The sequence below is a fragment of the Saccharothrix sp. S26 genome, from assembly GCF_021390395.1.
Taxonomy (GTDB): domain Bacteria; phylum Actinomycetota; class Actinomycetes; order Mycobacteriales; family Pseudonocardiaceae; genus Actinosynnema.
Map to the genome: position 1 here is coordinate 67,189 of NZ_JAJUWT010000033.1, position 21,282 is coordinate 88,470.

The window sequence follows — 21,282 nt, forward strand, 5'->3', positions numbered from 1 at the left end:
GTTCCCGCGGGCCGCTACCGTCTCGGCGGTGAGCGCACCAGACTGGTTGGCCGACACGAGGACGTCCTACGACACGGTGGCCGACAACTACACCGACTTCACGCGTGACGCGCTGGCGAAGCTGCCGTTGCTGCGCGGGGTGCTGGCGTTGTTCGCCGAGGCGGCGCGCGAGGTCGGCGGGCCGGTGGCCGACGTCGGCTGCGGCCCCGGCCTCATCACCGCCCACGTGCGCGGGCTGGGGCTGGACGCGTTCGGCGTCGACCTGTCGCCCCGGATGGTCGAGATCGCCCGCCGCGACCACCCCGGGCTGCGGTTCGAGGTCGGCTCGATGACCGACCTGGACCTGGTCGACGGCTCGGTCGGCGGCGTGCTGGCGTTCTACTCGGTCATCCACGTCCCGGACGCCGAGGTGCCGGCGGTGTTCACCCAGTTCCGCCGGGTGCTGCGGCCGGGCGGCGTGGTGATGCTGGGCTTCCACGTGGGCGACCGCGACTCCTTCAAGACCGAGGGCTACGGCGGGCTGCCGATGTCGCTGCACGTGCACCGCCGCCCGGTGGAGCGCGTGGCGGGGTGGCTGCGCGACGCGGGTTTCGCGCTCGAAGCGCAGGTACTGCTCGGCCCCGACGACGAGGTGCCCGGCGGGGTGCTGATCGCCCGCTCCCCCGCCTGACCACCGGCGTCGCGGCCTGGGTGGTCAGCCACGGATCGTCGTGCCGGGTTCGTGCACGCCCCGGCGCAGGTCTGCGAGCTGCCGTTCGACGCGTTCGGCGTCCTCGGCGCGGTGCTGGGCGCGGAACAGGTCCAGGGCCTCCCGCCACACCGCGCGGGCGGCGTCGTGCTCGCCGAGGGCCGCGTGCGCCTGGCCGAGCTTCTCCAGCGTGGTCGCGGTGGTGTTGGTGTTGCCCAGCTCGCGGTACAGGGCCAGGGCCTGCCGGTAGTACCGGACGGCCTCGCGGTGCTCGCCCGTGCGGTGCTCGATGTAGCCCAGGCTGTCGAGGGTGTCCGCGACGCCGCGCGGGTTGTCGTGCCGGCGTTGCAGGGCCAGCGAGTCCTGGCAGTGGGCGCGGGCGGTGTCGTACTCGCCCAGGCGGGCGGCGCACCAGCCGACGTCGTTGAGCGCGGACGCCACCCACACCGGCTGGTCGAGGCCGCGGAAGAGGCCGAGCGCGCGGGTGGCGTGCAGCAGCGCCAGGCGGTCGTCGCCCCGCCGTTCGCAGGCGCGCACCAGCGTCTGGTGGGTGAGGGCCTGCTCGGTGGGGTCGCGGTGGTGCTCGGCCAGGGCCAGGGCGTGGTGCAGGTGCTCGGCGGCGTCGTCGTGACGGCCCAGGTCGACGCAGGCGATGCCGAGGAACCGGTGCGCGCGGATGCGGGCGGCCGGGTCGGGCAGGTGCGCGGCGGCGTCCAGCGCGGCCCGCCACACCGCGAGCCGGTCGCGCAGGTGCGCCCGCCGGGCCTGGAACGTGATCAGCGCCCACGCCACCTGCCAGACGGTGTGGTGGCGCTGGTGGGCGGTGGCCGCCCGCTGCGCGGCGAGCAGGTTGGCGTGCTCGGCGTCGAGCCAGGCCAGCGCCGCCGGCACGTCCGGCAGCGGGTGCGGCCGCGCGCCGGGTTCGGGCGGGTCGAGCGCGAGGGGCAGCCGTTGGGGGTTGAGCAGGCGGGCGGCCTGGTGCGCGGTGCGGGTGTAGCAGTCGAGCACCCGCCGCAGGGCCGCGTCCCGGACGTCGTCGGGCAGGTCGCGGGCGGTGTCGGCGGCGTAGGCGCGGATCAGGTCGTGCATGCGGTAGCGGCCGTGCGGCTCCTGGGTGACCAGCGACGCCTGCTCCAGCCCGCGCAGCACCGCGCGTGCCTCGGTCACCGACAGGCCGATGAGGCCGGCGGCGGCGGGCAGGCCGATGTCGACGCCGGGCGCGACGCCGAGCAGGGCGAACGAGGTGGCCTGCGCCGGCGTCAGGGCGTCGCGGGACCACGACAGCACGGCGGGCAGGCTGGCGGCGGGCTCGTCGTCGTCCAACGCGCCCAGGCCGAAGTCGCGCAGCTCCGCGGCGAGCGCGGCCAGGGGGACGTGCGGCCGGGTGCGGGCGTGACCGGCGACGATGCTCAGCGCCAGCGGGAAGCCGCCGCACGACGCGATCAGCTCGGCCACCGCGCCCGGCTCGGCCGCGACGCGCGCACCGAGCCGTTCACCCAGCAGGGCGCGGGCCTCGGCGTCCGGCAGCACGTCCAGCCGCACGTGGTGGGCCGCGTGGCCGGTGATGAGGCCGGGCAGCTGGTGGCGGCTGGTCACCACGACCGCGCACGTGGGGCTGCCCGGCAGCAGCGGCGTGACCTGGGCGGTGTCGGCGGCGTTGTCCAGCACGAGCAGCATCCGCCTGCCCGCGACCAGGCTGCGGAACAGGCCGGTCTGGGCGTGCGGGTCGGTGGGGATGCGGGCCGGTTCGACGCCCAGCGCGTCCAGGAACCCGCGCACGGCCACCGCCGGCGGCATCGGCTCCCCGTCCGGGCTGAAGCCGCGCAGGTCGGCGAAGAGCTGCCCGTCGGGGAACCGGTCGGCGTGGCGGTGCGCCCAGTGCAGCGCGAGGGCCGTCTTGCCGATGCCGCCCGCGCCCGCGATGGCGGTGATGACCACGGTCGGGCTGTCGGCGAGGGCGGCGTCGAGCCCGGCCAGCTCGGCGCGGCGTCCGACGAACGACGCGGGCACGGCCGGCAGTTGGCGGGGCACGGGCCCGGCCGCCTGGTCGGGGATGGGGTCCGGGCGGGCAGCGGTGGCCGAGCCCGCGGTGGTGGGAGCGACGGCGGTGGCGGTCGAACCGTGCGCGGTCGGGCCGGCGGTGACCAGGCCGGCAGGGGCCAGGGCGGAGGTGGGGGTCGGGCCGGTGGTCGCCGGGGCCGGGGTGGACGTGGGGCCCGGGGCGGTGCACGCGGCGGTGAGGGTGGGGTCGCCGGTGAGGATCCGCTGGTGCAGGTGCTCCAAGGCCGGCCCGGGATCGGTGCCCAGCTCCTCCACCAGACGTGCCCGCACCTGGCGGTGGTGGGCCAACGCGTCTGCCGTGCGGCCGGCGCGGTGCAGCGCCAGCACGTACTGCGCCGCCACGCGTTCGTCCAACGGCGACTCGGCGGCGCGCACGGCCAGGCGCGGCACCAGGTCCGCGCCGTGGCCCGACCGCAGGCGCACGTCGACCAGGTCGCTCTCCGCGTCACGGCGCTCCTGGTCGAGGCGGGCGCGTTCGGTCGCCGCCCACTCGCCGCCGAGGCCGGTCAACGCCTCGCCGCGCCACAGGTCCAACGCCTGCTCCAGCAGCACCGCGGCGCGGTGGTCGTCACCGGCGCGGGCCCGCGCCCTCAGGTCGCGGAACCGGTGCAGGTCGACCGCGGCCGGGTCGACCTCCAGCGCGTAACCGCCCGGAGCGCGGACGACGTCCACGTCCTCGACCCCCGCCACCGCGTGGCGCAGCCGGGACAGGTAGCTCAACAGCGTTCCCCTGGCGCGCGACGGCGGCGTCGTGCCCCAGACGCGCTCGGTCAGGCGTTCGACCGAGACCACCCGGCCCGCGTCCACCGCCAACGCGACCAGCACGCACCGCTGCCGGTCCGGCCCGAGCCCGACTTCGACGCCCGCGTGCGCCACCGCGACCTCACCCAGCAACAGGACTTCCGGCACGGTTCCCCCCTGTGTCCACCCCATGGTCCTCCACGCGGGGTGGGCGGGGTCACGTCACCGGCAGGATCCGCGCCGACCGCAGCTCGCCGTCCTCGATGTCGAGCAGCCCGATCGTGCCGTGCGGCTGGCGGCGGCGGTCGGTGGGCGAGCCCGGGTTGAACACGCGCACGCCGTCACCGGTGACGTCCATCGGGATGTGGGAGTGGCCGAACACCACCAGATCCGCCCCGGGGAACCGGCGGCGCATCCGCGCGGTGCGACCGGCGGCCTGGCCGCTGTCGTGGATCATCGCCACGCGCAGCCCGGCCAAGTCCAGCTCGACGGTCCCCGGCGCGCCCCACTCGACCACGTCCGGCCCGTCGTTGTTGCCGCACACCGCGGTCACCGGCGCGTACTGCGCCAGCTCGTCCAACACGGACGCCACGCAGACGTCACCCGCGTGCAGGATGACGTCCGCGTGGCGCAGGTGTTCCGCCACTCGCGGTGGGCACGACTTCCACCGCCGGGGCGCGTGGGTGTCGGACAGCACGACTACCCGCATGGTGGGGGACCTGCCGCTCGCGCGCTCAGGTCAGGGCCGGGCCCGAGTCGGCGCTCCCGCTCAGCTCCTTGAGGAACTCGTGGCACTGCTTGGCCCGCGCGGAGTCCTCCTCCATCACGCGGCGGAAGAAAGCGGCGATCTCCTCCTTGCCCGCGTTCTCGGCGTCGCGCACGTACTGGCCGTAGTCGTGGCCCGCCTTGAGCGCGTGGTACTGCACGGAGATCAGGTCGTAGCTGACGTCGTCGAAGCCGGTCTCGCCGGTGGCCATGGTCCCTCCTCGGTCGGTTGGTCGGTCTCGCTCGGTGCGGAGTCGGTCCTCCTGTGCCATACCCGGCAGCCGCGCCGTCAACCACCCGGACGTGATCTCCGCCGAGTGGCAGGGCCCCGGGGTTGCTTGTAGCGTGCGAACGGGTTGAGACGACAGCCTTGGTCTGCTGCGAGCCGTGCTCGCCGGCTGGAGGAACCCCACATGAAGATCGCGGTCGTCTCGGCGCACGCAAGCCCGTTGCCCGTGCTCGGCGATGCCGAGGAGGGCGGGCAGGACGTCCACGTCGCCGATCTGGCGGCGGCCCTGGCGGCGGCCGGTCACGACGTGACGGTGCACACCCGGCGTGACTCACCCCGCACCCCCGGGGTGGTGCGCACGCGGCACGGTTACGACGTCGTGCACGTGCCGGCGGGGCCGGCGAGCCCCGTTCACCCGGACGAGATGCTGCCTCACCTGGACGAGTTCACCCGGTGCCTGCGCTCGCAGTGGCGGGCCGACCGGCCGGACGTCGTGCACGCGCACTACTGGACGTCCGGGGTGGCGTCGGTGCTGGCGGCCAACGGCCTGGACGTGCCGGTGGTGCAGACCTTCCACTCGGTCGGCGCGGTGGAGCGGCAGTCCGGCGACGACGGCGTGCCCGAGGCGCGCCTGTCCACCGAACGGCTGATCGGGCGCGAGGCGAGCCGGGTCGTCGCGCACTGCACGGACGAGAAGGCGCAGCTGGTGCAGCTGGGCGTGGTCCGCACGCGGATCGCGGTCGTGCCGCCCGGGGTGGACGTCGACCGGTTCAAGCCGGAGGGACCGCGCCTGAACCGGCCGCTGCGGCACCGCCTGGTGTCGCCCGCGGCCAGCGCCGGTGACGTGATCACGGCGTTGCGGGCGGTGTGGGACACGGAGCTGGTGGTCGTGGGCGGCCGGGCGGAGGACGTGCGCAGGCTGCGCGAGCACGCGGGCGCGTCGGGCGTCGGCGACCGGGTCCGCCTGGTCGGCCGGGTGCCGCAGGTGGCGATGCCGGCGCTGCTGAGGTCGGCCGACGTGGTGGTGTGCGCGGGCGCGGACCGCGCCGTCACGCCGCTGGAGGCCATGGCGTGCGGCGTGCCGGTGGTGGCGGCGGCGGTGGGCGGGTCGACGGACATCGTCGTGGACGGCGTCACCGGGCTGCTGGTGCCGCCAGGCGACCCGCGGGTGCTGGCGCGCGTGCTGCGCCCCCTGCTGGTCGACGACGCCCGCCGCGACGCCTACGGCATCGCCGCCGCCGACCGGGTGGAAGCCCGGTTCAGCACCGTCCGGATCGCCGCGGAGACGGTGCGCGTGTACCGCCAGGCGGCCGGCTTGCCCGAGGCGGTGGAAGCCTCGGCCCACGAGGGCTGAGACCACAGTGGACGGTCCCGCGCACCTTGCCGGGCGCGGGACCGCGGAAAGCCGCTGGGGCTGGCGCGCTGAGGCGCAACCATCGGCCCGTCGCCGACATCGCGGGACCGTCCAAGGCGGAGGCGTGGCGCGCGGTCCGAAGTGGTCCGAGAAGGCCGGGTCAGCCGCGGTAGGCGCGCAGGCGGTCGGTCAGGTCGTCGGGGGTGCCGTAGGCGCGCAGGCGGATCGGGCGCGGGTCGCCCGGGTGGTCGCCGCGGCGCAGTGCCGCCACGTACGCGGCCACCTCGGGGGCCGGCGGCAGGACGTCGCCGCCCCGGTAGCTGATCACCACCGGCGGTTCGGCGGTGGTGGCCCGCAGGGCGGCGGCCCAGCCGAACTCCTCGTCCCAGAGCAGCAGGAGGTCGCGATCGGGGAAGGTGGGCAGGGTGCCGTCCACCTTCAGGTAGGCGCTCGCGGGAGGGCCGGGGTCGGCGCGCCAGCGACGGCCCGCCAACCCCAGCTCCGCCGCGACCGCCCGGACGTACCGCCGCAGGCCGCCGGTCGGTGTGTCGTCCAGGCCGCCGTCCACCGCGATCAGGTCACCTCGACCGCGGTGCGGAACGGCCCAGCGCGAAGCCCAGCGCGACCATGCCGAGGCCCAGCAGCAGGTGCAGCCAGTTGTCGGCGGTGTTCACCGGCACGAAGTTCGCCGCGCTGTCGTGGTCGATGATCAAACCGTACAGCCACAGCAGCAGGTAGATCACGCCGCCGGCGACGAGGTACAGGAACGCGTTGCGCGCGGACTTGGCCATCACCAGGCCCGCGATGCCGAACAACAGGTGCACGATGTTGTGCAGGATGGAGACGGCGAACACGCCCAACAGCTTGGCCTGGGACTCGTGACCCGCGAACTGGAGCGTGTCGTAGTCGGTCGTCAGCCCGGGGATGAACCCGGCGATGCCGACCACCAGGAACACCGCGCCCACGACCGTGGCGGCCAACTGGACCGGTGTGCGTGACGTCGCTGTGTCGGGTCTGGACATGTCGACTCCCGTGGCGATCGCGAAAACCCTCTTCGGTCGCCGATCGACTACCCCGCGCGCGCGAACGCAAACGACTCCTCAGCGGGGTGGTTCGAACCGGGCCAGCCACGTGGTGAGGATCCGCTCCAGCAGCCGGGCGTCCTCGGCGTCCAGGGCGTCGAGCAGTTGCCGTTCGTTGGCCATGTGCTCGGCGAACGCCCGGTCGATGACGCGCTTGCCGGCCTCGGTCAACGCCACCACGCGCCGCCTGCCGTCCTCCCGCCCCGGCCGGCGCGTGACCAGGCCGTCGCGCTCCAGCCGGTCGATGCGCTTGCTGATCGCGCCCGTGGTCACCATCGTGTGCTGGGCCAACTCCCCCGGCGCGCGCTCATACGGCTCACCCGCCCGGCGCAACGCGGCCAGCACGTCGAACTCCCCCTCGCCCAGCCCGTGCCGCCGGTACACGACGGCCAACTGCTCGGTGAGCACGGCGGCGAGCCGGTGCAGCCTGCCGATGACGCCCTGGGGCGTGACGTCGAGGTCGGGCCGTTCGCGGGCCCACTCGGCCTGGATCCGGGCCACGCGGTCGAGTTCCACGGCACCAGGATAGCTTCCACGGAAGCTACAATGTCTTCCGTGGAAACTATCCGCTGGGGCCTGGTCACCGCGATCGCCCCGGTCGCGTGGGGCTCGACGTACTACGTCACCCACCACTTCCTGCCCGCCGACCACCCGCTGTGGGGCGCGGTGCTGCGCGCGCTCCCCGCCGGCGTGCTGTTGCTCCTGCTGTGCCGCGAACGCCCGCGCGGCCGGTGGTGGTGGCGCTCGCTCGTGCTCGGCACGCTGAACATGGGCGCGTTCTTCGCGCTGGTCTACCTCGCCGCGCAACTGCTGCCGACCAGCCTGGCCTCGACGATCATGGCCACGTCACCGGTCGTGATGATGGCGCTGGCGTGGCCGCTGCTCGGGCAGCGACCACGTGGCCGGGCGGTGCTCGGCGCGCTCACCGGCATCGTCGGCGTGGTGCTCATGCTCGCCTCGGGCGTGGACGCGGTGAATCCGCTCGGGGTGGTCGTCTCGGTCGCCGCGATGGCGATGTCCGCGTTCGGGCACGTGCTCACCCGGCGCTGGGGCGCGGGCTCGGGCGTGCTGCCGGTGACGTCGTGGCAGCTCGTCGCCGGTGGCGCGGTGCTCGTCGGGCCGGCGCTCGCGGTCGAGGGCGCTCCCCCGCCGCTCACCGGCTCGGCCCTGCTCGGCTTCGCGTTCGTGTCGGTGGTGGCCACCGCGGTCGCGTTCGTCGCCTGGTTCACCGGCCTGCGCCACCTCGACGCGGGCACCGTGGGGCTGATCGGGCTGCTCAACCCGGTGACCGGCGTCGTGCTGGGCGTGCTGCTGGCGGGCGAGTCGCTGGGCGCGCACCAGGTGCTCGGCCTCGTGCTCGTGCCGGCCGGCGTGCTCCTCGGGCAGGACACCCGGCCGATGTCGAGAACGGCGAACCGGCTCCGTCCCACCCGTGAAGCGGAACCCGACGACGCGGAGGAGACGGACGTGGAACGCCAAGAGGTCGCCGAGGTCATGGCCGAGCCGATCGCACGGGAGCTGTTGTCCTCGGGGATCCCGGCCAGGTTCGCTTACATCGGGGTGGACGGCGCGCCGCGGGTCGTGCCGGTCGCCTTCCTGTGGGACGGCACGCGGATCGTCGTGTGCACGGTGCCGAAGGCGGCGAAGGTGGGTGCGCTGCGCCGCGACCCGAACGTGTCGCTGACCATCGACACCGAGGGCCGGTTCCCGCCGCGGGTGCTGCTGGTCCGCGGCACGGCGAGCGTCGAGCTGGTGGACGGCGTGCCGGACGAGTACGTCGAGGCGAGCCGCAAGCTGGTGCCCGCCGACCGGTTCGAGGACTGGGAGGCGGGCGTGCGGGCGTTGTACGCGGGCATGGTCCGCATCACCGTCGAGCCGACCTGGGCGAAGCTGCTGGACTTCGAGACCACCATCCCGCGGGCGGTGGAAGACCTGGTCCGGGCGCACGCCGATCAGTGCTCCGGCCGTAGTGCGTGACCAGTGGCCGATGGCCGTCAGACCGGCCCGGCCGCGACATCGTGCAGGACGAAGGTGGCGAACCCGAGCTCACGCCGCAGGCCGCCGAGCCAGGCGTCACGGTGCTCGCGGGCGGCGGTGAGCGCCTGGTCGCGGTCCTCGACGGTCGGGGCCGACCGCACGGCCCAGTCGACGAGCGAGCCGGTCCAGCTGAACTCGTAGTCGTCCCATTCGGTCAGCGTGCTGACATGCCCGAAGGACGGCTCGAGGCCGTGCCGGTGGAAGGCCCGCACCAGGCCGGCGAGGTCGGGGACGGAGTCGGCCGGGAGTCCGAGCGCGGCCGACGCCGCCGCGGACGGGGTCGCTTCCCAGATCATCTCGCCGACCAGCGCCTAGCCGCCGGGGCGCAGGTGCCGCCGGACGGCGACCAGCATGTCCTCCAACCCGCCGAAGGCGTGCCGGGCGCCGACGCAGAGCACCACGTCGAAGAGCCCGTCGTGCCAGGTGGCGGCGTCGGTCTCGATCCAGCGCACCCGGTCCGTCAGCCCGCGCTCGCCGGTGCGCCGGGCGGCCGAGGCCGGCAGCGCGTGGTCGACCCCGACGCCCGTCGTCTCGGGGTGGTCCAGCAGCACCTGCTGCAGCCACTCGCCCTCACCGCAGCCGAGGTCGACCGCGCGGGCGCCGGCGGCGGGGCTCAACCACCCGACCAACTCGCGCAACCGGTCGGGCGCGACCGGCGCCGCGATGGGGTGGCGCAGGTGCGCGATGTCGAAGATCTCCGATCGGTCCACCGAGGTGACACTAGTACCCCAGCCGTTGTTCGTGATCCACGGCCGATGGCGGCTGCTCGCCGTCGGCGGTGGCCGGCGCGGGCACGGGTTTGGTGCCGACGATGCCCCCGAGAGCCGTCGAGCCTCGGCTCCGGCGCCGGCCGACCGGCGCTGCCAGGCCGGGCTGGAGCATCAGTGCACGACGAGCGGCGCCTGGTCGAACGCCACGGCCAGGTCCGCCTCGATCCGCGCCGCGGCGGAGCGCAGCGCGGGCAGCAGCCGTCGCGCGGTCTCCTCCGGGGTGGCGCGGCCGACGTGCAGGGCGACGTTGACCGCCGCGACCACCGCACCGGACGTGTCCCGCACGGCCACCGCGAGCGAGCGCAGGCCCTCGTGCAGCTCCTCGTCCACCATCGCCCAGCCGTCCCGGCCGACCGCGGCCACGGCCGCCTCCAGCGCGGCCGGGTCGACCAGCGTGCGGGCGGTCAGCGGGCGGCGGTCGGCGGCGCGGACCAGCTCGGCGCGCTCGACGGCGGGCAGGCCGGCCAGCAGCACGCGGCCCATCGAGGTCGCGACCGCGGGGAACCGGGTGCCGATCGTGATGTCGACCCGCATGACCCGACCGGTCGCGACCCGCGCCACGTACCGGACCTGGTCACCGTCGAGCACCGCCATCGACGCCGACTCGCCCACCTCGGCGGCCAGGTCGGCGAGGTGGGGCTGGGCGATGTCGGACAGCGTGAGCGGCGCGAGGCGGGCGTAGCCCAGGTCGAGCACCTTCGGCCGGAGCGCGAACCGCCGGCCGTCGGTGCGCGCGTACCCCGCGCCGCACAGCACGTGCAGCGCCCGGCGCGCGGTGGCACGGGCGAGGCCGCACGCCTCGGCGGCGGTGGCGATCGTGTGCCCGTCCGGCACGTCGCGGAACGCCGTGAGCACGGCCAGGCCCCGGGCCAGGCCCTCCAGGAAGCTCATCCCGAGCTCCGCCTTCGCCGACCGCAGGTCGTCGGCGGGCGGCACGGCGCGGCGCGGGGCCGGGTCGGCGCGGCGGGACTCGCGCAACGCCGCCTCCATGTCGGCGATCGCGGCCCGCACGCGCGGCAGGGCGGTGTCCGGGAACGTCTCGGCGGTGTGCCTGCTGGTGTGCGTCAGCACGTTCACGGCGGCCACCGGGCGCCCGTCCGGGTCACGCACCGGCGCGGAGACGGCCAGCAGCCCCGGTTCGACCCACTGGTCGTCCAGCGACCACCCCCGCGCGCGGGCCGCGTCGACGCGGGCCCGGAACACGGCCTCGCGGTCCGGCAGCGGGCCGGCCAACGTGGGCACGGCGGGGAACCCGGCGTCCAGCGGGTCGGCGGTGCGGCGGTGCCGCCACGCCTCGAACCGCTCCTCGTCCCACGTCGTGGCGAGCACGACGCCCGCGGCGGTGCGGTCGTCGGGCAGCACGGCCCCGACGTGGAACGCCAGGTAGACGGCCCGCCGCCGGGTCGACTGGGCGATCAGCCGGGCGCCGTCGACGTCCGGCGCGGTCAGCGTCACCGACTCGTCCAGCTCGTCGGCGAGCCGCGTGAGCAGGGGCGCGAGCGGGCCGACCAGGCCGCACGACGCGAGGTAGGCGTTGCCCGGTCGCATGGCGTCGAGGGCGAGCCGCAGGTCCGGGCCTTCGGCGCGCAGGTAGCCCAGGTGCAGCAGGGTGGCCGTGACGCGGTCGACGGTCGAGCGCGGCAGGCCGGTCGCCTTGGCCAGGTCGCCGCGGCGCAACCTCGGCTCGGGGTGGGTGGCGACGGCGTGCAGGACGGCGAGCCCGCGTTCGAACGTGCCCGCGGCCTCGGTGCTGGCGTCCGGCACGGTCTGGTCCTCGGCTCGATCGGCGTGTCCGCGCACATCGTAGGCGGATCTTGACGCCGGCGGCCGGGAGCACGACACTCTGTGCACCTCCAGCGAACTGGATTTCGCTGAGCGAACGGAGCCTTCATGACCATCCACCGCGGACTCCACCTCGGCGGCCGGGAGGTGCCCGCTGCGGCCGGGCGCACGACGACCGACCTCGACCCGCACACCGGCGAGGTGCACGCGACCGTCGCCGCGGCCGGCCCGGTCGACGTTCGACGCGCGGTGGAGGCGGCCGACACCGCGTTCGGCCCGTGGTCGGCGCTGCCGCCGTCGGCCCGCCGCCGGGTCCTGCTGCGCGCGGCCGACGTGCTGGAGTCGCGGTCCGACGAGGCGGTCGCGCTGATGGCCGCCGAGGTCGGCGCGGTCGCCGGGTGGGCGCGCTTCAACGTCGGGCTGGCGGCCGACGTCCTGCGCGAGGCCGCCGCGGCGGCCACCCGGCCGGTCGGCGACGTGCTCGCCACCGAGGCCGCGGGCCGGTTGTCGATGGCGGTGCGCGAGCCGATGGGCGTGGTGGCGGCGTTCGCGCCGTGGAACGCGCCGCTGATCCTGGGCACGCGGGCCATCGCCGCGCCGCTGGCGGCGGGCAACACCGTGGTGCTCAAGGCGAGCGAGGACGCGCCGTTGGCGAGCGGGTTGTTCCTCGCCGAAGTGCTCAGCGCGGCCGGTCTGCCCGACGGCGTGCTCGACGTGGTGACCAACGACCGGGCGGACGCGGCCGCGGTCGCCGAGGCGTTGATCGGCGACGACCGGGTGCGGGCGGTGAACTTCACCGGCTCCACCAGGGTCGGCCGGATCGTCGGCGAACTGGCCGCGCGGCACCTCAAGCCGGCCGTGCTGGAGCTGGGCGGCAAGAACGCCGTGCTGGTGCTGGACGACGCCGACCTGGGGCACGCGGTGGACGCGGTGGCGTTCGGCGCGTTCAACAACGCGGGCCAGATCTGCATGTCGGCCGACCGGGCGCTGGTGCACGCCTCGGTCGCGGAGGAGTTCACCGCGCGCCTGGCCGCGAAGGCGGCGGGCCTGCCGCACGGCGACCCGACCGACCCGGCGACCGTCATCGGCCCGCTGATCGACCCGGCATCGGCGCGGCGCGTGGCCGAGCTGGTGGCCGACGCGGTCGGGCACGGCGCCCGCGTGCGGGCCGGGGGCGGCCCGCCGGACGGGGCCCACCACCCCGCGACCGTGCTCGACCGCGTCACGCCGGCGATGCGCGTCCACCACGAGGAGGCGTTCGGCCCGGTCGTCACGGTCATCCCGGTGGCCGACGACGACGAGGCCGTCGCGCTGGCCGACGACACCGACTACGGCCTCACGGCGGGCGTCCTGACCGGCGACGCCCGGCGCGGGCTCGCGGTCGCCCGACGCCTGCGCACCGGCATCGTGCACGTGGGCGACCAGACCGTGGACGACGAGCCGCAGGCACCGTTCGGCGGCGTGCGGGCCAGCGGCTACGGCCGCTTCGGTGGTCGCTGGGGCGTCGAAGCCTTCACGACCACCCGTTGGCTGACCCTCGCCACCGAAGCGGCCCGCTACCCCTTCTGATCGAGCACGGGGACGTGCGCTCCGGGGCACCCCGGATGGACAACGCCCCCTCGGGCACGGTGCCGGCGGCGGCATTTCCCACCATCGAGGTACCTGACTGGGCCAGTCGAGTGAAATGGTCGGGAATCGCCATCTTCGCGACCATCCCGAGAATGATCTCGACCCGAAGGTTCCCCACCGGAAAATAGCGGAAATCAGAGCCGGAAATCACTATTTCCGGTGACGTCCGCACAGGCCATCGGCGGCGAAAGCACACCGCGGGTGACGCGATTGGGCTATTCGTGGTGGCCAAGCCACACGCGAAGGTGTTCGTGCCGCCATCGACTTCCCGCAGCACCCCGGCGAAGTTACGTTCGACGGACGGCGCGCGAAGGAGCGGTCGTCATGACCGACGAAACGTGACGACGGTCGTCAACCGGAGCCCAGCACCTCCGCGCAGGCGCCCCGCGCCACAACGCCCTCGACCGATCCACATCGGAAGCGCGACCCGCCGCTCACCGAGCCGGGGAATCGGCTCGCAGACATCGGAGCCCGACCATGCTCGCACCCACCCTGAAGCTCGACCTGCCCGCCCGCACGAACCGATCACCCGGCACTTCCCGGGGGTGGACGAGCGTCCAGCACTCCTTCGCACCGGGAGCGGTCGACCTGCCTTCGCTCGCGCCGATCATGTACACGTTCCTCTTCCGCAACATCGCCAGTGACGGTTTCGTCTTCAGCGACCCGCAGGCCCCGGGCGACTACTCCCGGGATTCGAAACCGGGGTGCGTGATCGCCGCGCCGTCCTTCCCCGCCGACACGCCGGGCATCGACCAGGACTACGTCTACAACTGGGTGCGCGACGGCGCGATCACGGCCATGGAGGTGGCCAAGGCCGCCATGCCACCCGGCCCCGGCGGCACGGTGCAGACGCTCAACGACTACGTGGCGTTCGCCGACCTGTGCCACGCCAACGCCCAACCGCCGTGGACCCCCGGCCACGCCTGCTTCACCATCGCGGGCGACGTGCGCCCGTGGACCGAGCAGAACGACGGCCCGGCCCTGCAGTCGGTCACCCTCCTGGCCGCCCACGACCAACTCGACCCCGCCACCCGCGCGCGGGCGGTCGACCTGGTGAACGCGAACGTGGCCTTCCTCCTGGGCGTCTACGAGGCACCCACCACGAACCTGTGGGAGGAGCACACCGGCTACAGCTTCTTCGCCCGGTCCGCCCAGCTGCGCTGCTTCGAGGAGGTCCTGGCCTCGACCGTCCCCGGCATCGCCAAGCCGGCCGGGTTGGCGGCCGCCGCCGACTGGCTGCGCCAGGCCCTCGCCGGCCACTGGGACGGCGGCAAGTACGTGAGCGTCATGGCCGACCCCGGCGACGGGCTCGCGCCCTCGCCCCACGACCCGGTCGTCAGCGGGTACGACCCGAACATCGACATCGTCCAGGCGGCCGTGTACGGCGCGGTACCCGTCACCGACACCAGGCTGCTGGCCACGGCGGCCCAGCTGCGCGCGCAGTGGGAGGAGGGCGGCATCGCCTTCTACCCGATCAACAAGACCGACCGGGAGCAGTACGGCATCGGGCCGCTGTTCGGCCGCTACCCGGGCGACGTCTACGACGGCGACGTCGCGCACCCGGTGCTCGGCGGCCACCCGTGGGCGCTGTCCACGTGCAACGTGGCCGAGCTGCACTACCGGCTGGCCGCCGCGGTCAAGTCGAGCGGCGAGGTGGGTGTGGACGAGCTGTCCGCGCCCTTCTTCGCCCAGTCCGGGATCGACTCCTCGACGACCCCCGCGGCGGCCGCGGCCGCGTTGGCGACCACCGGTGACGCCATGGTGCGGGCGGTCGTGCACCACAGCGACAACCTGGAGCTCTCCGAGCAGTTCGACGGCACGTCCGGCTACGAGCGCAGCGTCCACAACCTGACGTGGAGCTACGCGGCCTACCTGTCCGCCATGCGGGCCCGTGCCGAGGCCGTGTGACGCATGGCCGACCGACCACCCCCGACCACCACACCGGCCCGGCCCCGCCCGGCTCCCGGTAGAGGAGCGACTGCCTCATGTACGTGAAATTCCCCGAGGGGGCCACGAAGCGCACCAACCCCGAGGCGGCGGCCGACGTCGTCTACGACGCCGTCATCGTCGGCGGCGGGATCGCCGGCGCCATCATCGCCTCGCGGCTGGGCGCGGCGGGCAAGAGCGTGCTGATCCTGGAAGCCGGCCCGGCCGAGGACCTCACGCTGAAGGGCTACGAGGGCTACCTCGACCGCTTCTACTCGGCCACGAGCAAGGACAACCAGTCCCCCTACCCGGTCAACCCCAACGCCCCGATGCCGCGCGGCACGGACGCGCGGCGCATCTCCCCCGGCACGCCCGACTCCTCGGCCTACCTCGTGCAGAGCGGACCGTTCGCCACCGACACGACCTACACGAGGGTCCTCGGCGGCACGACCATGCACTGGGAGGCCAAGACCCCGCGGATGCTGCCCGAGGACTTCCGCACGCGCAGCCTCTACGGCGTGGGCGCCGACTGGCCGCTGACCTACGAGGACCTCTCCCCGTACTACAACGAGGCCGAACACGAGATCGGCGTCTCCGCCGACGTCGAGGACCAGTCCTACCTCGGGGTGGAGTTCGACGAGGGCTACGTGTTCCCCATGAAGGGCCTGCCCCTGTCGTACCTGGACCGGATGGTCGCCGAGGACGTCGACGGGATGCCGGTCGAGCTCGACGGGGTGCGGCGGGAGCTGCGGGTGCGGCCGTATCCGCAGGCGCGCAACGGCATACCCAACCCGGGCTACGTGCCGCGGGGCGCGGTGAGCACGTACCAGGTCGAGGTCGGCGGCCGGTGCCAGGGCAACAACAACTGCGTGCCGCTGTGCCCCGTGCAGGCCAAGTACCACGCCGGCAAGACCCTCTCGCTGGCCCTGCAAAGCCCCGACGTGCACCTCGTCGGCCAAGCGGTGGCCTACCGGGTGCACGTCGACGAGCACACGCGCCGGGTCACCGAGATCGAGTACCGCCGTTACGACAAGCCCGACAGCACCCACTTCACCACCGAACGGGCCCGTGGCCGGCTGTTCGTCCTGGCCGCCAACGCGGTGGAGAACCCGCGGCTGATGCTGGCTTCCGGCCTGCCCGGGTCGAACGGGCTGGTGGGGCGCAACTTCATGGACCACGCCTACCTGCTGGCGTGGGCGCTGCTGCCGGAGGTGGCCGGCACGTTCCGCGGCACCAACTGCACCGGCGGCATCACGGACCTGCGCGGTGGCGGCTTCCGCGGTCGCCAGGCGGCGTTCAGCGTCGACATCCACAACGACGGCTGGGGCTGGGCCAGGGGCGCGCCGATGACCGACCTGGCCGACCTGGTGGACGCCGGCGGCCGTTACGGCGAGTCCCTGCGCCAGGGCCTGGTGGACCGGGTCTCGCGCCAACTGCAACTGGCGTTCATGGTCGAGGTCCCCGCCAACCCCAGCAACCGGGTCACCGTCGACCCGGCCTACACCGACCACCTGGGGAACATGCGGCCGATCCTCACCTACGACCTGCCCGACTACACGATGCGCGGCGTGGCGTACGCCCGGCAACTGTCGAAGCGGATCTTCGCCCGCCTCGGGGCCGAGGACCACACGCGGTACGACCCGGACTTCTGGGGCTACGCCGTGTACGGGGGCGAGGGGTACGAGATCCGAGGGGGCAACCACCTCGCCGGCACCCACATGATGGGCAGCGACCCGAAGACCTCGGTGGTCGACGCGAACCAGCGGTCCTGGGAGCACTCGAACCTCTACCTGGTCGGCGGCGGCAGCATGCCCACCGTGAGCACGTCCAACGTGACGCTCACGATCGCCGCCCTGTGCCTGCGCAGCGCGGCCGCCATCCTGGCCCAGCTCGACGCCGAGTCCGCGCCGATCCGCCTCACCTCCACCGACACCGCCCAGGCCCGACCCCAGGAGGTGGTCCTGTGACCGCGTCGACCATCCGCGACCGCCACGACCTGATCGCGTACCTGCACACCGCGATGGCGTTGGAACACGCGACCATCCCGCCGTACCTGACCGCGTACTACTCGATCCGCTCCACCACCAACTCCGACGCGGCCCACATCATCCGCGTGGTCGCGGTGGAGGAGATGCTGCACCTGACCCTGGCCGCCAACGTGCTCAACGCCATCGGCGGCGAGCCCGACCTGACCCGCCGCGGTTTCGTACCGACGTACCCGGCCTACCTGCCCGACGGGGAGGACGACTTCACCGTCGACCTGCGCCCGTTCTCGCCCGACGCGGTGGACACGTTCTGCAAGATCGAACGGCCGGGCGAGGCTCCCCGCGACCGCGCCCGGCTGGTGCCCGAGCACGACCTCGCCAGGCCGTCCCTGGTCACCAGCCCGACCGCGGACGGAATGCGCTTCTACAGCATCGGCGAGTTCTACGCGGAGATCATCGAAGGGCTCGAGGAGGTGGCGTCCCACGACCCGGGGCTGTTCCGCGGCGATCCGAGCCGGCAGGTGGGGCCCGAGTACTTCTTCTCCGGCGGCGGCACGGCGATCCCCGTCTTCGACCTGGACTCCGCCCGGCGGGCGCTGGAGTTCATCGCCGACCAGGGCGAGGGTTTCGACGCGGGCATCCACGACGAGGCGGGCGAGCTGGCCCACTACTACCGGTTCCGGCAGTTGCAGCTCGGCCGCTACTACGAGGTGGGCGACCACCCGGACCGACCCTCGGGGCCGCACCTGGCCATCGACTGGCACGAGGTCTACCCGGTCAAGGTGAGCGCCCGGTTGGCCGACTACCCGCCGGACTCGCAGATCGCCGAGGTGGCCCGGGCCTTCAACGTCGAGTACTGGTCGTTCCTCGGCCTGCTCACCGAGGCGTTCACCGGGCAGCCGAACCTCTTGCAGGACGCCATCTGGCACATGTTCCGCCTGCGCGACGGGATCAACCGCCTGGTGCGCAACCCCCTGCCGGGCAGCGGCGGCCTGCACGCCGCGCCCACGTTCGAGATGCCGATCGGACGGTCCACGCCGGACGGTCCGCTCGTGGTCGGCGAGGCGGCCGCGGTGGTGACGCCGTGACCGCCCCCGCGTTCGAGGAGTTCCTCTCGCTCTCGGTGGACCTCACCGCGTTCGAGGAGACCGACCTGCTCGGCACCGGTCTAGCCCACCAGTACCTGGCCAAGGTGCGCGACGCGTGCGGCGAGGAAGTCGTCACCGCCCTGCTGGACGCCTACCGGGCGGCCAGGGCCGAGGCGACCGGTGACGACGGGCGACCCGACCCGCGGCGGCTCGACCGGGCCCTGCGCCACCGCGTCTTCAGCGACGAGCGCCTCGGACCGGTGGCGCGCAACGTGATCAAGCTGTGGTACGCCGGGACGTGGTACGGCCTGCCACCCGAGTGGACCGACTGCTACGGGGCCCGCCCGGCGGCCGAGACCTCCACCGTCACGGCCGCCTCCTACCAGGAAGGGCTGCTGTGGCGGGCCATCGCGGCCAATCCACCCGGCGCCAAGGCCCCCGGTTACGGCTCGTGGGCCCAGCCGCCTCGCATCGACCCGCGATACCGGAAAGGGCAAGGACATGACGGAACTGGGTGACCGCCTCGGCCCCGACAAGGTGAAGCTGGGCGTGTGCTGCACGCTGTGGTGGAACGACGACTTCCCCACCATCGACGCCGGCATCCCGTTCGGCCAGGCCGTGAGCGAGATGGCGCTCGCCGGTTTCGAGGGGTGCAGCATCGGGCACAAGTACCCCTCCGACAACGCCGAGCTGAAGGCCGCCCTCGACCTGCGCGGCCTCCAGGTCTCCGAGCCGTGGACGAGCACGTACTTCACGATCGAGAAGATGCGGGAGAAGACGATCTCGGCGTTCGAGACCACGCTGGCCCGCATCAAGGCGCTGGGCGGCAGCGAGGTCGTCGTGGCCGAGTTCGGCGCGTCCTCGCACCTGCTCCCGATCGACCTGTTCGCCAACCGCCCGGTGTTCACCGACGCGCAGTGGGACGAGCTGACGTCCGGCTTGGAGGAGCTCGCCGAGATCGCCGACTCGGCCGGGATGAGGCTCAGCTACCACCACCACATGGGCACCGGCGTGATGTTCGGTGACGACGTCGACCGGTTGATGGAGTCGACTTCGGACCGGGTCCACCTGCTGCTCGACACCGGCCACATCGCGTTCGCCACCGGCGACCCGCTGGCCGCGCTGGACCTGGCCAAGGCGCACGCCGGCCGCATCGGCCACGTCCACCTCAAGAGCGTCCGGCCGGAGGTCGTCAGCCAGGTGACCGTGGAGGGCCTGTCGTTCCAGGATGCCATCGAGCTGGGCGTCTTCACCGTGCCCGGCGACGGCGCGATCGACTTCAAGCCCATCCTCGAGGTGCTGGCCGCCGCGGACTACCGCGGGTGGCTGGTCGTGGAAGCCGAGCAGGACCCGAACAAGGCCAACCCGCTCGCGTACGCCAAGAAGGCCCGCGCCTACCTCGCCGGTCTCCTGGGCCGGTAGCGCGCCCGACCGGACGCGGACCGAACCCACCTCACGCAGAGGACACCACGGATGAACGCGACAGCCGAACGAGACGTGTTCTTCAGCTTCTTCATGTTCACCGCCGACCTGAAGCCGGAGGATCCCCGCTACACCAAGGTCCTGATCACCCACCTGAAGGCGTGCGCCGACCTGGGCTACGCCGGCTTCGACCTGCACATCGCCTCCCGGCCACCGGGTGTGGACCACCGGCTCGAGGTCGAGAGCTACGCCCGCCTCAAGGAGGCGTTCGACGGCGCGGGGCTGGGCTGGCTGAAGTTCACCACGAACGTCGGGACCACGCGCACCTTCGACCCGACCTCGCCCTACGAGGAGCAGCGCCGCCAGGCCCTGGCCTACCTCAAGTCGCGCGTCGACATCACCCGCGTCCTGGGTGGCGACTCGATCATGTCGGGCCCGTTCCTCTACCCCTACGGCGTCTTCCCGGTCACCGACGACGGCCAGGGCATCTGGAGCGACGCCCTGCTGGACTGGATGCGGCCGCGCTACCAGGCGGCACGCCCGGTCTTCGAGGAGCTGGCGACGTACGCCGCGCAACGCGGGGTCAAGCTCGCCATCGAACCGGTCAAGAACTGGGAGACGCCCGCGCCCAACGCGGTCTCGCAGGTGCTGGACTTCCTCGACGACCTCGGGCACGCCCAGTGCGGCGCCACGATCGACACCGCCCAGGTCGTCATGGAGAGCCAGGGGCCCTCGGTGTTCCGGGACGACGTCGCCCGGGCCGCACGCCTGGGTCGGCTGCTCTACGTCCACGTCTCCGCGCCCGACCGCGGCGCGGTGCACGACAGCTGGATCCCCTGGGACGTCGTCCTGCCCGTAGTCGAGCCCCGGTACCGCGGGCCGTACCTGGTCGAGGTGTTCAACGCGATCCCGCCGTTCGACAGCTCCATGCGGATGACCCGCCGCCGGTTCTGGCGACCCGGCGAGGACGACCCGGTTCCCGGCGTCGACAGCGCCTACGACGTCGCCGCGGCCGGGTTGGCCGAGCTGCGCGACCAGCTCGCCCGCCACGCCCCGGCCCCTTCCATCCCGGCACCACTGACCGCCGCCCACACCGGGGGCGCCTAACCGGCGCGGGCCACACCGTCCCACCGCACCGGGAAGGTCCGCGCATGCTCGCCTCGGTGTCCGACCCCGGTGAGACGGACCGGGCCCCGGCAAGCCGATCGAACGGCTGTACCCGCATCATGCTGATCAACGGCACGCCGAGCGTCAAGAACACCACCACGTCCTCACCGCAAGCCGGCCGACGTGTTCGGCTGCCGTACGGCGTGGAAGGCCCGGTAGCGTCGACACCGGGGCCGCGGAATCCGCCCTGATGGACCTACCGGCTCAGGGCCTGTCGGCGTAGACAGGTGCGCCATGGTGAAGATTGCGCGAACCGCCGCAGCTCTCGTGGCCGCCGCCGTGACGATGTCCGTGCTGACCCCGAGCGCCCACGCCTTGGTGGGCCAGACCTGCACGCTCACCGAGAAGGTGACCTACAGCCCGCCGCTGACCAACACACCGCAGACGGTCACGTTCACCGTCGACGGGACGCTCACCGCGTGCACCAACCGGGTGTGCTGCACGGATTGGTGACATCTGAGCTGGCTTGCCGTGATGGCGAGCCGGGAGGATGTCGCTGTGCCCAAGCCCTACCCCCGGGAGTTCCGCGACGATGTCGTGCGGGTCGCCCGTGACC

The 21,282-nt window shown here is 73.6% G+C and carries 20 protein-coding genes; 11 read left to right on the plus strand and 9 right to left on the minus strand.

What is annotated here, in order from left to right:
* Positions 1-28 precede the first annotated feature (28 nt).
* The gene (locus LZG04_RS38655) at positions 29-670 is read left to right on the plus strand and encodes a class I SAM-dependent methyltransferase (RefSeq protein WP_233826768.1); all 642 of its coding nucleotides are present in this window, start codon (positions 29-31) and stop codon (positions 668-670) included.
* A gap of 24 nt (positions 671-694) precedes the next feature.
* Here the strand turns inward: LZG04_RS38655 and LZG04_RS38660 are convergent, their stop codons facing one another.
* From LZG04_RS38660 to LZG04_RS38670, 3 genes are read right to left on the minus strand one after another with little or no spacing between them, the layout of a single operon-like run.
* Entirely contained in the window at positions 695-3,658 is a 2,964-nt protein-coding gene (locus LZG04_RS38660) for a BTAD domain-containing putative transcriptional regulator (protein WP_233826770.1), read from the minus strand.
* 49 nt (positions 3,659-3,707) lie between these two features.
* Positions 3,708-4,199 carry a metallophosphoesterase family protein gene (locus LZG04_RS38665; protein ID WP_233826772.1) on the minus strand — a complete coding sequence of 164 codons (492 nt, stop codon included), beginning with the start codon at positions 4,197-4,199 and terminating at the stop codon, positions 3,708-3,710.
* Between the two features lie 25 nt (positions 4,200-4,224).
* Positions 4,225-4,467 (minus strand): acyl carrier protein, encoded by a 243-nt coding sequence (locus LZG04_RS38670; RefSeq protein WP_233826774.1) that lies wholly within the window; start codon positions 4,465-4,467, stop codon positions 4,225-4,227.
* A 201-nt stretch (positions 4,468-4,668) separates the two neighbouring features.
* On the opposite strand from LZG04_RS38670, the gene LZG04_RS38675 reads away from it, so the two are divergent.
* On the plus strand, positions 4,669-5,838 hold the full coding sequence (locus tag LZG04_RS38675; RefSeq protein ID WP_233826776.1) for a glycosyltransferase: 1,170 nt from the start codon (positions 4,669-4,671) through the stop codon (positions 5,836-5,838).
* 160 nt (positions 5,839-5,998) lie between these two features.
* Here LZG04_RS38675 and LZG04_RS38680 read toward each other — a convergent pair whose 3' ends face one another.
* The 3 genes from LZG04_RS38680 to LZG04_RS38690 form a co-directional block, all read right to left on the minus strand.
* Positions 5,999-6,406, minus strand: coding sequence for a DUF6292 family protein (locus tag LZG04_RS38680; protein ID WP_233826778.1), 408 nt, complete (start codon positions 6,404-6,406; stop codon positions 5,999-6,001).
* Between the two features lie 10 nt (positions 6,407-6,416).
* Positions 6,417-6,860, minus strand: a complete 444-nt coding sequence (locus tag LZG04_RS38685; RefSeq protein ID WP_233826780.1) for a DUF4383 domain-containing protein — start codon at positions 6,858-6,860, stop codon at positions 6,417-6,419.
* Positions 6,861-6,938: 78 nt separating this feature from the next.
* A complete protein-coding gene (locus tag LZG04_RS38690; protein WP_233826782.1) occupies positions 6,939-7,436 on the minus strand; it encodes a MarR family winged helix-turn-helix transcriptional regulator in 498 nt (165 codons plus the stop codon).
* 39 nt (positions 7,437-7,475) lie between these two features.
* Between LZG04_RS38690 and LZG04_RS42860 the strand changes: the two genes are divergently transcribed.
* Positions 7,476-8,897 carry an EamA family transporter gene (locus LZG04_RS42860; RefSeq protein ID WP_308199668.1) on the plus strand — a complete coding sequence of 474 codons (1,422 nt, stop codon included), beginning with the start codon at positions 7,476-7,478 and terminating at the stop codon, positions 8,895-8,897.
* A 17-nt stretch (positions 8,898-8,914) separates the two neighbouring features.
* On the opposite strand, the gene LZG04_RS38705 is transcribed toward LZG04_RS42860, so the two are convergent.
* From LZG04_RS38705 to LZG04_RS42865, 3 genes are all read right to left on the minus strand, one after another.
* Positions 8,915-9,253 carry a hypothetical protein gene (locus LZG04_RS38705; RefSeq protein WP_233826784.1) on the minus strand — a complete coding sequence of 113 codons (339 nt, stop codon included), beginning with the start codon at positions 9,251-9,253 and terminating at the stop codon, positions 8,915-8,917.
* 15 nt (positions 9,254-9,268) lie between these two features.
* Complete coding sequence (locus LZG04_RS38710) at positions 9,269-9,667, minus strand: class I SAM-dependent methyltransferase (RefSeq protein WP_233826786.1); 399 nt, start codon at positions 9,665-9,667, stop codon at positions 9,269-9,271.
* Positions 9,668-9,838: 171 nt separating this feature from the next.
* Positions 9,839-11,491: an IclR family transcriptional regulator C-terminal domain-containing protein gene (locus LZG04_RS42865; RefSeq protein ID WP_308199669.1), complete on the minus strand. Its 1,653-nt coding sequence runs from the start codon at positions 11,489-11,491 to the stop codon at positions 9,839-9,841.
* 126 nt (positions 11,492-11,617) lie between these two features.
* Here LZG04_RS42865 and LZG04_RS38725 point away from each other — a divergent pair, with 126 nt between their 5' ends.
* The 8 genes from LZG04_RS38725 to LZG04_RS38760 all read left to right on the plus strand — a co-directional run bounded on the left by LZG04_RS38725 (position 11,618) and on the right by LZG04_RS38760 (position 21,179).
* Complete coding sequence (locus LZG04_RS38725; RefSeq protein WP_233826788.1) at positions 11,618-13,078, plus strand: aldehyde dehydrogenase family protein; 1,461 nt, start codon at positions 11,618-11,620, stop codon at positions 13,076-13,078.
* 537 nt (positions 13,079-13,615) lie between these two features.
* Entirely contained in the window at positions 13,616-15,046 is a 1,431-nt protein-coding gene (locus LZG04_RS38730) for a glycoside hydrolase family 15 protein (RefSeq protein WP_233826790.1), read from the plus strand.
* 77 nt (positions 15,047-15,123) lie between these two features.
* Positions 15,124-17,031 carry a GMC oxidoreductase gene (locus tag LZG04_RS38735; RefSeq protein ID WP_233826792.1) on the plus strand — a complete coding sequence of 636 codons (1,908 nt, stop codon included), beginning with the start codon at positions 15,124-15,126 and terminating at the stop codon, positions 17,029-17,031.
* The gene (locus LZG04_RS38740; RefSeq protein WP_233826794.1) at positions 17,028-18,137 is read left to right on the plus strand and encodes a ferritin-like protein; all 1,110 of its coding nucleotides are present in this window, start codon (positions 17,028-17,030) and stop codon (positions 18,135-18,137) included. Before LZG04_RS38735 ends, LZG04_RS38740 begins: the two co-directional genes overlap by 4 nt.
* Entirely contained in the window at positions 18,134-18,655 is a 522-nt protein-coding gene (locus LZG04_RS38745; protein ID WP_233826796.1) for a hypothetical protein, read from the plus strand. Before LZG04_RS38740 ends, LZG04_RS38745 begins: the two co-directional genes overlap by 4 nt.
* Entirely contained in the window at positions 18,639-19,559 is a 921-nt protein-coding gene (gene iolE, locus LZG04_RS38750) for a myo-inosose-2 dehydratase (protein ID WP_233826798.1), read from the plus strand. Before LZG04_RS38745 ends, iolE begins: the two co-directional genes overlap by 17 nt.
* A gap of 51 nt (positions 19,560-19,610) precedes the next feature.
* Positions 19,611-20,666 carry a sugar phosphate isomerase/epimerase gene (locus tag LZG04_RS38755; protein ID WP_233826800.1) on the plus strand — a complete coding sequence of 352 codons (1,056 nt, stop codon included), beginning with the start codon at positions 19,611-19,613 and terminating at the stop codon, positions 20,664-20,666.
* Between the two features lie 297 nt (positions 20,667-20,963).
* A complete protein-coding gene (locus LZG04_RS38760) occupies positions 20,964-21,179 on the plus strand; it encodes a hypothetical protein (RefSeq protein WP_233826802.1) in 216 nt (71 codons plus the stop codon).
* Positions 21,180-21,282 lie beyond the last annotated feature (103 nt).

Coding starts and splice junctions, on each gene's coding strand:
- LZG04_RS38665 (WP_233826772.1), bottom strand. CDS start 4,199: ATGCGGGTAGTCGTGCTGTCCGACACCCACGCGCCCCGGCGGTGGAAG.
- LZG04_RS38670 (WP_233826774.1), bottom strand. CDS start 4,467: ATGGCCACCGGCGAGACCGGCTTCGACGACGTCAGCTACGACCTGATC.
- LZG04_RS38675 (WP_233826776.1), top strand. CDS start 4,669: ATGAAGATCGCGGTCGTCTCGGCGCACGCAAGCCCGTTGCCCGTGCTC.
- LZG04_RS38685 (WP_233826780.1), bottom strand. CDS start 6,860: ATGTCCAGACCCGACACAGCGACGTCACGCACACCGGTCCAGTTGGCC.
- LZG04_RS38705 (WP_233826784.1), bottom strand. CDS start 9,253: ATGATCTGGGAAGCGACCCCGTCCGCGGCGGCGTCGGCCGCGCTCGGA.
- LZG04_RS38725 (WP_233826788.1), top strand. CDS start 11,618: ATGACCATCCACCGCGGACTCCACCTCGGCGGCCGGGAGGTGCCCGCT.
- LZG04_RS38730 (WP_233826790.1), top strand. CDS start 13,616: ATGCTCGCACCCACCCTGAAGCTCGACCTGCCCGCCCGCACGAACCGA.
- LZG04_RS38735 (WP_233826792.1), top strand. CDS start 15,124: ATGTACGTGAAATTCCCCGAGGGGGCCACGAAGCGCACCAACCCCGAG.
- iolE (WP_233826798.1), top strand. CDS start 18,639: ATGACGGAACTGGGTGACCGCCTCGGCCCCGACAAGGTGAAGCTGGGC.
- LZG04_RS38755 (WP_233826800.1), top strand. CDS start 19,611: ATGAACGCGACAGCCGAACGAGACGTGTTCTTCAGCTTCTTCATGTTC.